Source organism: Neobacillus niacini (assembly GCF_030817595.1).
In the GTDB taxonomy this organism is placed as follows: Bacteria; Bacillota; Bacilli; order Bacillales; family Cytobacillaceae; genus Neobacillus; species Neobacillus niacini_G.
This window is the reverse complement of record NZ_JAUSZN010000001.1, coordinates 2,436,197-2,449,668: the sequence shown is the minus strand read 5'-3', so window position 1 is coordinate 2,449,668 and position 13,472 is coordinate 2,436,197. Positions and strand designations below refer to the sequence as shown.

At 36.5% G+C, this 13,472-nt stretch carries 12 protein-coding genes; 8 read left to right on the top strand and 4 right to left on the bottom strand.

The features are described from left to right. Positions 1-24 precede the first annotated feature (24 nt). Positions 25-1,017 (top strand): glycoside hydrolase family 43 protein, encoded by a 993-nt coding sequence (locus QFZ31_RS11775; RefSeq protein ID WP_307303134.1) that lies wholly within the window; start codon positions 25-27, stop codon positions 1,015-1,017. Positions 1,018-1,124: 107 nt separating this feature from the next. Here QFZ31_RS11775 and QFZ31_RS11770 read toward each other — a convergent pair whose 3' ends face one another. Continuing rightward, positions 1,125-1,826, bottom strand: coding sequence for a YesL family protein (locus tag QFZ31_RS11770; RefSeq protein ID WP_307303133.1), 702 nt, complete (start codon positions 1,824-1,826; stop codon positions 1,125-1,127). Positions 1,827-2,025: 199 nt separating this feature from the next. Between QFZ31_RS11770 and fbp the strand changes: the two genes are divergently transcribed. Further along, positions 2,026-3,957 carry a fructose-1,6-bisphosphatase gene (gene fbp / locus QFZ31_RS11765; RefSeq protein WP_307303132.1) on the top strand — a complete coding sequence of 644 codons (1,932 nt, stop codon included), beginning with the start codon at positions 2,026-2,028 and terminating at the stop codon, positions 3,955-3,957. Between the two features lie 47 nt (positions 3,958-4,004). Here fbp and QFZ31_RS11760 read toward each other — a convergent pair whose 3' ends face one another. Further along, the gene (locus QFZ31_RS11760; RefSeq protein ID WP_307303131.1) at positions 4,005-5,330 is read right to left on the bottom strand and encodes an alpha-glucosidase/alpha-galactosidase; all 1,326 of its coding nucleotides are present in this window, start codon (positions 5,328-5,330) and stop codon (positions 4,005-4,007) included. Between the two features lie 165 nt (positions 5,331-5,495). Here QFZ31_RS11760 and QFZ31_RS11755 point away from each other — a divergent pair, with 165 nt between their 5' ends. Next, the gene (locus QFZ31_RS11755) at positions 5,496-6,401 is read left to right on the top strand and encodes an AraC family transcriptional regulator (RefSeq protein ID WP_307303130.1); all 906 of its coding nucleotides are present in this window, start codon (positions 5,496-5,498) and stop codon (positions 6,399-6,401) included. Between the two features lie 170 nt (positions 6,402-6,571). Here QFZ31_RS11755 and QFZ31_RS33835 read toward each other — a convergent pair whose 3' ends face one another. Then, positions 6,572-6,664 carry an IS3 family transposase gene (locus QFZ31_RS33835; protein WP_373459918.1) on the bottom strand — a complete coding sequence of 31 codons (93 nt, stop codon included), beginning with the start codon at positions 6,662-6,664 and terminating at the stop codon, positions 6,572-6,574. Continuing rightward, a complete protein-coding gene (locus tag QFZ31_RS11750) occupies positions 6,664-7,497 on the bottom strand; it encodes an IS3 family transposase (RefSeq protein ID WP_307311543.1) in 834 nt (277 codons plus the stop codon). Before QFZ31_RS11750 ends, QFZ31_RS33835 begins: the two co-directional genes overlap by 1 nt. On the opposite strand from QFZ31_RS11750, the gene QFZ31_RS11745 reads away from it, so the two are divergent. The 5 genes from QFZ31_RS11745 to QFZ31_RS11725 all read left to right on the top strand — a co-directional run bounded on the left by QFZ31_RS11745 (position 7,382) and on the right by QFZ31_RS11725 (position 13,468). Next, on the top strand, positions 7,382-8,581 hold the full coding sequence (locus QFZ31_RS11745) for an ROK family protein (RefSeq protein ID WP_307311541.1): 1,200 nt from the start codon (positions 7,382-7,384) through the stop codon (positions 8,579-8,581). The genes QFZ31_RS11750 and QFZ31_RS11745 overlap by 116 nt on opposite strands. A gap of 456 nt (positions 8,582-9,037) precedes the next feature. Further along, positions 9,038-10,216 carry an ROK family transcriptional regulator gene (locus tag QFZ31_RS11740; RefSeq protein ID WP_307303129.1) on the top strand — a complete coding sequence of 393 codons (1,179 nt, stop codon included), beginning with the start codon at positions 9,038-9,040 and terminating at the stop codon, positions 10,214-10,216. Positions 10,217-10,354: 138 nt separating this feature from the next. After that, positions 10,355-11,620 (top strand): ABC transporter substrate-binding protein, encoded by a 1,266-nt coding sequence (locus QFZ31_RS11735; RefSeq protein WP_307303128.1) that lies wholly within the window; start codon positions 10,355-10,357, stop codon positions 11,618-11,620. 69 nt (positions 11,621-11,689) lie between these two features. Continuing rightward, positions 11,690-12,637, top strand: a complete 948-nt coding sequence (locus QFZ31_RS11730) for a carbohydrate ABC transporter permease (RefSeq protein WP_307303127.1) — start codon at positions 11,690-11,692, stop codon at positions 12,635-12,637. Between the two features lie 69 nt (positions 12,638-12,706). Further along, a complete protein-coding gene (locus QFZ31_RS11725; RefSeq protein WP_307311539.1) occupies positions 12,707-13,468 on the top strand; it encodes a carbohydrate ABC transporter permease in 762 nt (253 codons plus the stop codon). The last annotated feature ends 4 nt before the right edge of the window (positions 13,469-13,472 follow it).

Sequence of the window (13,472 nt, the reverse complement as noted above, 5' to 3'; positions counted from 1 at the left end):
AATGATAAGGCGGGAGATGTATGTATGCCGTATAATAGTGCTTCTGATACTTTAAATCCCCAAAAGGGGCATCGACTTAAAGATATTCCTGCACATGACCCTTATGTCTTGGTGCATAGAGAAACGAATACGTATTATATGTATACAACAGGAATTCCACAATTAACAGATTTAGAGAAAAATGGAGTTCTAGCGTATAAGAGTAAGGATTTAAATGATTGGGAAGGTCCTTATGTCGTTTTCGAAATTCCTGATGGAACATGGGCACATCCACAGCATGGGACGTGGGCTCCAGAGGTTCACCATTATCATGGTAAATATTATCTGTTCGTTACGTTACATAATCGAGATCGCATCATAGCAGAACCGCCGGAGGTTTGGAAGACCACTCATCTTCGTGGTACAAGTATCGCGGTATCAGACTCGCCAGAAGGTCCTTTTGAATTAATAAAAAAAGATGGGCCAGTGCCACCTCGAGACTTCATGACATTAGATGGAACCTTATATGAGGATGAGGATGGAAAGCCATGGATGGTCTATTGTCATGAGTGGATTCAGGTTATCGATGGTACGTTTGAAGCAATTCCATTGAAGAATGATTTATCAGCAGCAGATGGTGAGCCACTACACCTTTTTAAGGCGTCCGATGCACCGTGGCTTAATGCTGAAATAAAGCCTAGCGTGAAGTCTTTAAATTATGTATCTGATGGGTGTCAATTGTATCGAACAAAAGGCGGTCACCTTGTTATGCTCTGGTCAAGCTATAGCAATGGAAGCTATGTCCAAACGATTGCTAGATCTAAGTCTGGTAAGCTAGCAGGGCCGTGGGAACAACTGGAACCATTAGTTGCTGGAGATAGTGGACACGGCATGCTTTTTAAAACATTTGAAGGTCAATGGATGCTTATTCTTCATCAGCCATTCAGTACACCTGAATCTCGAGCAAAGATTTATGAAGTAGAGGAAACTGAGGATAGCTTTAAGATTGTTAAACCTAGAGTGGATCTACATATGTAAATGAATAAATGGAACACAAAAGTCCTCTCAGTTGAGAGGACTTTTTATATAAGCTGCTCGTTTTCAACAATCTAGAGACTACTAGCCTTAAGTTGACGTATCCTCTATCAAGAGGATTTTTCCTCTGAAGTTTTTTGTTGAATCTGGACAATATTAGTAAATACCTTATTGTAAGCAAAGAATGCAAGGAAAGATATAGCACCGCCGGTGAAGAATGGCAGCAAAAAGGTTAATTTCGTGAAACTAACATATAAGATGACAATACTAGATATTGCAAGCCCAATCGAGTAAATTGGGTTAGCAATCGATAAAATGAATACATTTTTTAATCCTTGTCCGAATTTGGTGTCTGTATGCACTGTGTGGGCAAAAAAGAAAAGGGTAATAAGTAACAACCAAACCATGAGGAATAAAAATAGATAACTAACTAAGTGAATGCGGGTATGGAAATAATAATAGTCAACACCAACAATGGCCCAAAGAACTGAAAAAATCAATCCACCCACAAGACTCCTCTTATAATTTTCCTTATAGTATTTCCAAAAGAATCGAAAAATTGGCACTTCTTCCTTCATAACCCATTTTCTAACAATACCAAACATAGCCGTAGTTGCCGGAAAAAAAATAAATGGTACCAGCACAGCAATGGTCATAATCAGAAAGCCTATCTGCCACATCTCTTTAACAGTAAATAAAGATAATGTAAGGTAAGCAATGGGGAAGTTAAACAAAACCCATAATAGATTTATACCTGCCAGCTTAGAAGTCCACTCTAAAACTGGATTTAAACGTCCAAATATAGTATACATTTTTCCAACTCCAGACCGATTATGTTGAATATTATAGATAGAAAGATAGATAATTAGACAAACTCCCTATGTAAGCACCTTCATTATAACATAGACTATGTTTTCAGTTTTCAGTTTTATTTGATAATATAATATATAAATTAATCCCAATCTATTAAAATAGTAGTTAATGTTGAATTTTTGAAAGGGGATACATAATTTGAATTCAAAATACCTGGATTTACTTGTCCAAAAATATGATTGTGAAGAAAAAGTGGTGACTGAAATTATTAATCTGGAAGCCATTCTTAATCTGCCAAAGGGGACAGAACATTTTGTCAGTGATTTGCATGGCGAGTATCAAGCATTTCAACATGTACTAAGAAATGGTTCAGGGAACGTAAAAAAGAGAATCAGAGACTTGTTTCAAGATGTTTTATTTGAAAAAGAAATCAATGATTTTGCGACATTGGTGTATTATCCTGAAGAAAAATTAAAATTAATGAAAAATCATTTTAGCAACGAACAAGAATTACACCAATGGTATATCGTAATCATTGAGCGGATGATAAGGCTTATTTCTCATGCTTCCTCCAAATATACACGTTCGAAATTACGAAAAGCATTGCCGAGTCAGTTTGTGTTTGTTATAGAAGAGCTATTATACAAAACCAATCAAACTGAAAATAAGGAGCAGTATTATAAAGAAATTGTCGAGCAGATTATCTCCTTAGGTCAGGCTGATAAACTCATAATAGGGCTTGCGTATAGCACTCAGAGACTGGTTGTCGATCATCTCCATGTAGTGGGGGATATTTATGATCGTGGACCAGAACCTGATAAAATCATGGATACGCTAATTAATTATCATTCCGTGGATATTCAATGGGGAAACCATGATGTACTTTGGATAGGTGCTTTTGCTGGTTCAATGGTTTGTCTTGCTAATATCATTCGTATCTGTGCAAGATATGACAATCTGGATATTATTGAAGATGTATATGGAATCAATCTAAGACCTCTCTTGAATCTTGCAGAGAAATACTATCAGGATAATCCTGCTTTCAGACCTAAGGTACATTCAGATAAGAATCAATCTGATCATGAAAAATTGCAAATTACGAAAATTCATCAAGCCATTGCAATGATTCAATTCAAACTCGAAATACCTATAATAAAGCGACGCCCGTATTTTAATATGTCAGAAAGGCTTTTGCTTGAGAAAATTGATTATGACAAGAACGAAATAACAATCTATGGGAAAACCTACCCTCTAGAAAATACTTGCTTCGCAACGGTAAATCCAGAGCAGCCTGATCAATTACTAGAAGAAGAAAAGCAGGTGATGGAAAGATTATTATTTTCGGTTCAACATTCAGAAAAGCTGGCCAGACATATGAATTTTCTTATGAAAAAAGGGAGTCTTTATTTAAAATATAACGGGAACCTATTAATACATGGCTGTATTCCTTTAGATGAAGACGGGAATATGGAAAAAATGGTTATTGAAAATAACACCTATTCAGGTCGTGAATTACTTGATGTGTTTGAACGGTATTTACGGCATGCTTTTGCACATCCTGAAGTGACAGATGATCTTGCGACAGATATGGTCTGGTATTTATGGACAGGTGAATATTCATCACTTTTTGGAAAAAGAGAAATGACCACTTTTGAGAGGTACTTTATTAAGGACAAGGCAACTCATAAAGAGAGAAAGAACCCATACTACTATTTACGTGAAAATGAAGAGATTTGCCGTAAAATCCTAACCGATTTTGATCTGAATCCTGACAATGGTCATATTATTAACGGGCATACACCAGTTAAAGAAATTGAGGGAGAAAATCCAATTAAAGCAAATGGTAAGATGATCGTGATTGATGGAGGTTTCTCCAAAGCTTATCAATCAACAACAGGAATAGCCGGATATACGTTACTATATAATTCCTTCGGTATGCAACTGGTAGCCCATAAGCATTTTAATTCAAAAGAAGATGTTTTACTTAACGGGACAGACGTTTTATCAATTAAAAGAGTGGTAGATGAAGAGTTAAAGAGAAAAAAGGTTAGAGAAACGAATGTTGGAGAGCAATTATTACAGGAAATCTCTATTTTGAATAGTCTGAGAGAATATCGCTATATGAATTAACACCAAGGGCTCTCCAAAATTGGAGCAGCCCTAATATTTTGATTTTGTTATATGAACGATATTGTTTTTCGATCGTCGAATTTAGGAATCCAGTCACCGTGAGCTTCAATTAAGTCATCGCACATTGCAATGATGTCGTCCATTGATAATTCAGCGGCTGTATGAGGGTCCAGCATGGCTGCCTGATAGATATGTTCTCGCTTATTCGTTACCGCTGCTTCAATGGTTAAAAGCTGTGTATTAATATTTGTACGGTTAAGGGCGGCTAACTGTTCTGGAAGATCTCCTACATAGCAAGGAGTGATTCCGCTGCGGTCAGCAACGCATGAAACTTCAACAACAGCTTTTTCCGGTAAATTGTTAATTAAGCGTCCCGTATTTAAAATGTTGCCACCAAATTTAAATGGAACATTCGTCTCAATTGCTTCAATAATACGGGAACCATATTCGTGAGAACGGGTATGGGTAAGCTGTGCATTGTTGACGATTTCGTTGCGCATTTTGTCCCAGCGTTCAATTTGCTCTACACAACGACGCGGATACTCATCAAGAGGGATATTGTATTTCTCTATCAAATGCGGATAATTGCGTTTAATGAAGTATGGATGGTACTCGGCATTATGCTCAGATGATTCCGTTACGTAGTATCCGAATTTGTCCATTAATTCGAAGCGGACCATTTCATCATGTTTTGTTTGTTGTTTTTCTCTTGCACGGCGTTTAATTTCCGGGTATAAATCTTTGCCGTCACGTTTGATCTCAAGAAGCCATGCCATATGGTTGATACCTGCGATTTTTTCTTCTACTCCTTCATAATCCATACCTAAGGATCTAAAAAGGTGCTCTGTGCAAACTTGTACGCTATGGCATAATCCGACGGTTTTTACATTTGTATAACGAAGCATTGCCCCTACTAATGTTGCCATTGGATTTGTGTAATTTAAAAACAGGGCATCGGGACAAACCTCTTCGATATCCTTGGCGAAATCCCACATAACCGGAATGGTGCGAAGCGAACGGAAAATACCGCCAATCCCGATTGTATCAGCTATTGTTTGACGAAGACCATATTTTTTAGGAATCTCAAAATCTATAACAGTGCTTGGTTTGTAGCCGCCAACTTGAATCGCATTAATAACGTATTTTGCTCCTCGCAATGCTTCTTTACGATCCGAATATGCTTTCACAACTATGTTTGCTTTTAGGCTTTGTTTTAAATTGTTTAACATATTTTCCGAGTCTTTTAAGCGTTGCACATCGATATCAAATAATGCGAACTCGAAACCAGCTAATGCCGGAACATGTAGGCAGTCACCAAGAACATTTTTTGCAAAAACTGTACTTCCTGCACCAATAAATGTGATTTTTGACATAAATTTACCTCCTGTAAGGTGAAAGTGGGACTACTTAGGATAAAAAATTGTCTTGAGAACAACCTACCGTCCCATATTCATCTTTGTTTTTTTGTTGTTATAATAATAGTAAGTTGTTTATATAAGAACCTCAATGGTAAGTTAGTGTGATTGGAGGGTAAAATATTGCCTTTGGCTTATAGAGGTAAACAAGTAAAGGAGTATGGAACGTACGGTTTTCGGTTTCAAGATGTAGTTCCTAACGATGTGGCAAACATTTTCTCTCTTGGCCGAGAAGAGAAAATCCCCGGTACAGATTACGATTGGGATGGGTTAAAGCGGAAAGATGTTGGCACATTTGTGTTTCAATACACGCTGTCAGGATCGGGAATGCTTGAAATACCGGATAAAAGTTATACCGTGAAGGCAGGAGAAGCCTTCATTGTTGAGATTCCTAGCGATCATCGTTATTACTTTCCAAAGGATAGCGATGGATGGGAGTTTATGTTTATTACATTAGTGGGAAGAGAAGCTGCCGATTGCTGGAGGTTAATGAAAGAACAAAACGGTCCTGTCTTGAAAGTGCCTCCGGATTCAAAGCTGATCCAGCTTTTGCTGAAAATCTATCAAGACACATATGATCAAAAGATTACCGATACCTATTACGCTTCTGCAAAAGCTTATGAGTTCATTATGGAGTGTTACCGTTTCATCAGAAATATTGATAAAGCAACGAACGGTTTCTCTCTTCAGATTACAAAAGCTTTATCCTTTATCCAAACACATTATCATGAACCGATTACACTCGACGAAATAGCGGCCGTATCCGGTTTCTCGAGATATTATTTTATTAAGCAGTTTCATCACCAACTAAATATGACACCTGTGCAATACCTGACCAAAATCAGGATTCAAAAAGCGGCGGAGCTTCTTCGTTCATCAACCTCCTCTGTTACAGACATTGCTGCCCAGGTAGGGTATGCAAATGCCAACTATTTCAACAAAGTATTCCGCAAAACGGTTGGTGTATCCGCCGGGACGTTTCGTAATAGTAAGGACGTAGTTGGAATTGATCATTTGATCATTGATTAAGCTTGTAGAAATTTAAATAGATTGGTAGAAAAAAGAGTCATAATGGCACATGAACAGGAGAATAACCATGAGTGTCTTACTTCCCTTTCGGCAATTGCAATTTGAATATTTTTAATAAAAATAAAAAGTCTGGAAAAAATGATGTGACCCCCAAAAGTTAGAGTTTTATATTAAGCAGCTAATTGGCTAGTATGGACCCGGTATTGAACCGGGCTCATACCTGCCAATTTTTGCTTTATACGCTTGTTATTATAATAACTGATTATTCTTCAATTCTCTTTTTTAATTCCTCATATGAGCATAGTGCTTCCCCGTAATACATTTCTTGTTTTAGTAATCCGAAAAAGTTCTCCATTGGCGAATTATCTAAACAGTTTCCTTTACGAGACATACTCTGGAACACCTTGTTTTTCTTAAGGGTTTTCACCCATTTATTATGTTGATAATGCCATCCTTGATCAGAATGTACAGTAGTTCTAAACTTTGAATCTTTTACTATTTCTAGTGCTTCCTCGAGGGGGGTGAGAGCTAAATCTAAGGTTGGACGCATACCTATACCAAAAGAAAGAATTTCACTATTGAACATATCCATAATTGGATTTAAATATAGCTTAATACCGTCTGAACACTTAAATTCTGTAATATCTGTTGTTAGTTTTTGATGACACACATTCGTTTTAAAGCGGCGATTGATAAGGTTCTTGGCAACAGTTCCAGTTGTACCCTTGTATGAACTGTACTTGCGTGATTTTAATTTGAATTTATCTCCCTTGAGCCCAAGCTCGTTCATGATGCGTTGCACCTTCTTATGATTCACTTCATACCCACGGTTTTCTAATTCTAATTGAATACGACGATAACCATAATTTCCGTTATGTTCTTCGAAAATGGATTGAATAAGTTCCTCCAACTCCTGGTCTGGATTCTCCTTATTCATCATTTTTATATGATAATGGTAGGTGGATTCAGGAATGCCGACTATTTGTAAAACATCTTTTGGTTTGAAGGTTTCTTTAAGTTCGAATGATAATGCTGCTTGTGCTTTTCGAGATAGCCCTTCGGATCCATCTGAAAAGCTCGCAACTTTTTTAAATATTCTACCTCTAAACGAAGAAGTTCGTTTTCTCTTTCTAACTTTTGTTCGTACGTTAATTCCTTATCTTCAATTAATTGAGGAAGGTTTACTCATTGAGACACATCAGGAGTATTACACTGTTGGGAGAAAGCCAATCATGCTTTCTCTCAATTACCATGCTGGCTATGCAATAGGTATTGATTTGGACTATCGGGATATTACATTTACTGTATCTGATTTAATAGGAAAACCAGTAAGTTCCGATAAAGTAGAGTTAGGAAACTCGTACTATGATGAGGTTCTTGAAATCTTAATAAGCCAAATTAATAAATATAAGGAAACATTTTCTCAAAGTCGTTATGGAATTGTCGGTGTGGTAATTGGAATCCATGGAACCGTAAAGAATGATGAAACCATAGGTTTTGTTCCACAGCATAAATGGCATAACATGAACCTAAAGGGAGATCTTGAGCAACATTTGGATTTGGCAGTTTCTATTGAAAATAATGCAAATTTATGTGCATTTGCAGAAAAAGTATTCAGTTGCCATACTAGTGAGATTTTAATCAGTATTAATATGTATTCTGGAATAGGTCTAGGAGTCTTGATGAATGGGGAATTGGTAAAAGGGTATCTTGGTTACACTGGAGAAATTGGTCACATGATTATCAATCCTGATGGCAAACCTTGTAATTGCGGGAATTCTGGTTGTTGGGAGCTGTATGCTTCTGAAGGCAGCTTCTTTAAACAATTATCCGAAAAACTTGATAAATCAAAATTGAACTATAGGGATATCGAAAATTTTATTAAAGCTGGAGACCCAGTAGTTATAAATGAAATCGATGAGTTTATTAAGTATTTCGTAGTCGGTTTAAATAATATCATTAATTTACTAAATCCTGAAACTTTGGTATTAAATAGTGAATTATTGAAACTTTTTCCTGAAGCAGAAAGTAAAATTAAATTGAGATTAAGCTCCTCAATAAGTAGTTATAAAGAGATATTATTATCAGAACTTGGAACAAATGCATGTGTCATGGGTGCCTGTGCACTAGCTATTAAGAAATTTTTAGAAATCCCTGAGTTAAGTTTACCTGTTGCTTAAAAAATAAGAATATTTAAATTAACCCGACAAATTCCTGTTGGGTTAATTTAGATAGGTTAGTAAAAAGCAAGGACAAATGTTTGTCCTTGCTTGACTGGAAAATTACATTGAGCCCAATTTCTAAAGATACTTCTTCTATTCCCTCTTTTATTTTTTTTGATCCGACTTCAGGACTGTTAAAAATAATGTAAAGTTGGTAAAAGGTATCCGGGAAAATATTCCTATTTTTCTAAATTTTTTATATTTTTCTATGAAAGTGTTTACATTTCTGAAAATTCATTTTATTATACTTAATAAAGACACTGGAAAAAGTAATTCGTCAATCTCGGTGTTTTCATCAAATAAAGAGTTGTTATTACAAAAAAATTTACAAACTTAATAAGGTCACTAAAAAAAGTAAGTCTAATAGATTATGAGGTGTTTGGGAATATGCGCAGGACAGGTGATTTAAAACTTATGCAAGAACTAAATAGGTCCATCATTTTGGACACGATTCGGAAAGAAGGACCTATTTCCAGAAGCGACATAGCGAAATTGATCAACATAAGTCCAACAACCGTTACTTCAGCAGTCAATGATCTGATTCATGAAGGGTATGTTCGTGAAGATGGTGTTGGTTTTTCCAGTGGAGGGAGAAAGCCTGTTTTACTAAGGTTCAATCCTAATACGAGGTTTATCATTGGTGTTTCAATTTCCAATTCATCGATAAAGATTTCTGAAATGAATTTGGAAGGCTGCATCAATAGAAAGGAAATCCATTCCACTAATTTTTGTCAAGGTCAGGATATGATCAACTTAATTATCAAAATCATAAAACAGTTTCTGGAGTCTAAAGAAAATCTCCAATGGTGTGAAGGAATCTCTATTATTACTCCCGGGATTGTAGATGCTAAAAAAGGTATCATCTCCTACAATTCAAAACTAAAACTATATGATATCCCTTTAAAGCAAATGGTCGAAGATGAATTTGGTCTGCCGACCTTTCTAGACAATGATACAAATGCCTACGTACTTGCAGAGAATTACTTTGGTTCATTCAAGAAATATAAAGACCTGGTATATATCACGATTGGTGATGGTGTTGGATCAGGAATTATGTACAATGGGCAAATTATCCGAGGATATAAAGGCAGTTCAGGGGAGCTTGGTCATACTACGATCGTTAGGGGAGGGCTTAAATGTGAATGTGGGAATGAAGGGTGTCTAGAAAACTATATTAATTGGCCGGCCATTTTTTCGAAAGTGGTAACAGCCTTAATGACACGAGGAAAGGAAACAATCATTAGGAATTTAATAGATGGTGATATTAATAGGGTTACACCAGCTGTGTTTGTTAAAGCATTAAATGAAGGAGATAGATTGTGCTATGAGATTATGGAAGAGATTGTATCACATCTTTCTACAAGCATTACTAATATCATTCACCTTCTTAACCCTGAAGTGATCATTCTTAGCGGAGAGATTGTTCAAGAAAATAGTATATTTATAGATTTATTAAACAAATCCGTTTCTAAGCGAGTTATACCGATTTTAAAAGATGAAGTAAATATTCAGCCTACTTCCTTGGAAGCAGAATTTGAAATGCTCGGAGCAGCAGCTGTAATTTTACAGGAAAAATATCAGTTTACTATTTGATGGGCAAACAGCCCATTTTAGGAGGTGATGATAACTCTATACATACAAGTTAAAAAAAGCTACATACAGAGTCTATACTTCCTTGCTTTTATAATCTTTTATTGGTTTATGAGAACAAAATGATCGAGGGGGATAAACATGAAAAAAATGAGGTTTTGGGTTTACCTGCTTCTAATTTTTACAGTAGTAGCTATGTCTGCTTGCAGTAACGAAGCAAGCGGCGGCAAAGATAAAAAGACACTTGAAGTAGCTTTATGGGATAAAAATGCCAGCGCTGCAGTAGATAAATCGATTGAAGAATTTAATAAGAAGCACCCTGATGTCAAAGTCAATGTAACATATACACCTTGGGAGGATTATTGGACCAAGCTGAAAACCAGCATTGGCGGTGGAAAAGGTCCAGATGTTTTCTGGATGAACGGGCCGAATTTCTATCAATATGCTTCCTCTGGTTTTATTAAGGATTTAGAACCTTATATTCAGGAAGACGGTGAATATAAGAAGGAAGACTATTTCCCTGCAGTTGTAGATTTATATAGTTATGAAGGAAAATTGCATGCTGCTCCTTATTTTATTGACTCTGTTGGGCTTTATTATAATAAAAAGTTTTTTGATGAAGCCGGAATTCCTTATCCAGATGAGACATGGACATGGGAGGATATTGAAAAGGTCGGCGGGCAGCTTACCGATAAAGAAAACGGTGTTTATGGGTATTCCATGGATATTAAAGCAAGTCAACAGGTTTATTATAACCTGATACATCAAGCAGGCGGTTTTATTATTAGCGAAGATAAAACAAAATCTGGATTTGATACACCAGAAACGAAAGAAGCATTTAAATTTATCGAGAAGATCATCGACAAGGGGATCTCTCCTTCAGCTCAAACCGTTATGGAGACAGAAGGTAAGCAGTTGTTCCTATCCGAGAAAGTTGCGATGTTGCCTGCAATATCTGTAAGCGCAGGAGAATTTAAAGAAGTACTCGGTGATAATTTGGGTGTTGCTCCGCTTCCAAAGGGTAAACAAGCTGCTTCGATTGTTCACGGTATCGGCTGGGCGATGAACGACAAAACGCAGAATGATAAATTGTCATGGGATTTAATCAAAGCTTTATCAGGTAAAGAAGGTAATAAAGTCATTGCTGAAACTGGATTTTCTATTCCTGCTGATAAAGACATAAGTGACATTTGGCTTAAATCTATTCCTTCATTAGATTTACAAGTATTTCTTGATGCACAGGAATATGGAGTACCATATCCGATTTCCAAAAACACCTCTGAGTGGCAGGATGTTGAAACAAAAGAAATTCAAGGAGCCTTTTTGGGACAGCAGTCGATTGATAAAGCATTGGATACAGTTGCTAAAAAGATGAATGAAATTCTTGCTAAGGAAAATTCGAAATAAAACAATGCCTAAATGAATAGTCAAACAGGCTGTGTCACAGTCTGTTTGACCATGAAAGGAGAGATGATTTTGGGCGGCTTTTCAACGACTATTGGAAAAAACAAACAAAATATCGTAGTTGTAGAGCGGAAAAAGAAAAAGCTCGATAAAGAAGCAATTATAGCCTTATTATTTATTGCACCAACTTTTTTAGGACTCCTTGTTTTCTATATGCTGCCTGCCATTGCGTCCTTTGGTTTATCCTTTACAAGCTGGGATGGGATTACAACTCCAGTATTTGTAGGACTAGAAAATATCAATACTTTATTACAGGACCCAACCTTTCAGCGTTCCATTATCAATACCATTGTCTTTACGATTGTGTCGGTGCCTTTATCAGTGGTGATAGCCACCCTTGTTTCTCTGTTGCTTAACCAAAAGATCAAGGGAATGGTATTTTATCGTACATTATACTTTCTCCCTGTTGTGACGATGCCAGTTGCCGTAGGAATGGTGTGGAAATGGCTTTATAACACAGAGTACGGATTAATCAACTATATTTTAAGTGTATTCCATCTTCCTCAGCCATCGTGGTTGTTCAATCCCAATATCGCACTGTTTTCAGTCATTCTTGTTTATGTATGGATGACGGTAGGTAATAATGTCATCCTGTTACTTGCAGGACTCCAAGGGGTTTCCCAATCCTATTACGAAGCAGCGCAGATAGATGGTGCATCGAAACTAAAACAATTTTTTAACATAACATTGCCTTTAATTACTCCGACATTATTTTTTGTTTTTATCACTTCTATGATCAGTTCTCTTCAGATGTTTGATTTAATATTCGTCATGATTGGTGACAACAATGCTCTATTGGATCCATTAAGAACCATAGTATTTGGAGTATACGAATCTGGATTTAAATATTCACAAATGGGAATTGCCTCTGCTCAAGCCTTTCTGTTATTTATCGCAATCTTAGCTATAACCATTGTCCAATTTATCTTTCAAAAGAAATGGGTTCATTATGACTCATAGACAGGGGGGATTTAATTGAAAGAAAACAAAATTTTCATTCATGCTCTACTAATCATTGGGGCAATCATCATGATTATACCTTTTTTATGGATGATTTCGACATCGTTTAAATCCTACGGTGATTCCATGCAAGTACCACCGGACATCATTCCAAAAGAATGGCATCCTGAAAATTATTCAAAGGTTTTCGAAAGTGTTGATTTTTTTAAGTACTATTTAAACACCATTATCGTTACGGTTGGACGGACTCTATCCCAGTTATTACTTTGTTCGTTAGCGGCATTTGCTTTTGCAAGGATGAAATTTCCGTTTAAAAATGTCATTTTTATTGCCATTTTGTCAGTATTGATGGTTCCTCCTCAAGTCATTTTAATTCCTAATTATGCCATTTTAGCTAAGTTAGGATGGATTGATACCTTTTATGCATTAATTGTGCCAGGAATCTTCAGTGCATTTGGAGTGTTCTTGTTAAGACAGTTTTTTATGGGAATTCCAAAAGAACTGGATGAAGCAGCGATAATCGATGGATGTTCGTGGTGGGGGATCTATTGGAGAGTACTGCTCCCGAATGCTACCCCAGCCTTAATTGCCCTGGGGATTTTTACAGCACTAGCATCATGGAACGATTTCCTATGGCCGTTAATTATGACAAACTCTGAAAATATGAGAGTTCTTTCAATTGGGATTGCCTCTTTTCAAGGGCAGTATTCTACAAATTACCCATTACTGATGGCTGGTGCATTGTTATCTACCATTCCGATGATCATTTTGTTTATCTTTTTACAGAAACACCTGATTGCAGGTATTTCACTAAGCGGTGTCAGAAAGTAATTGG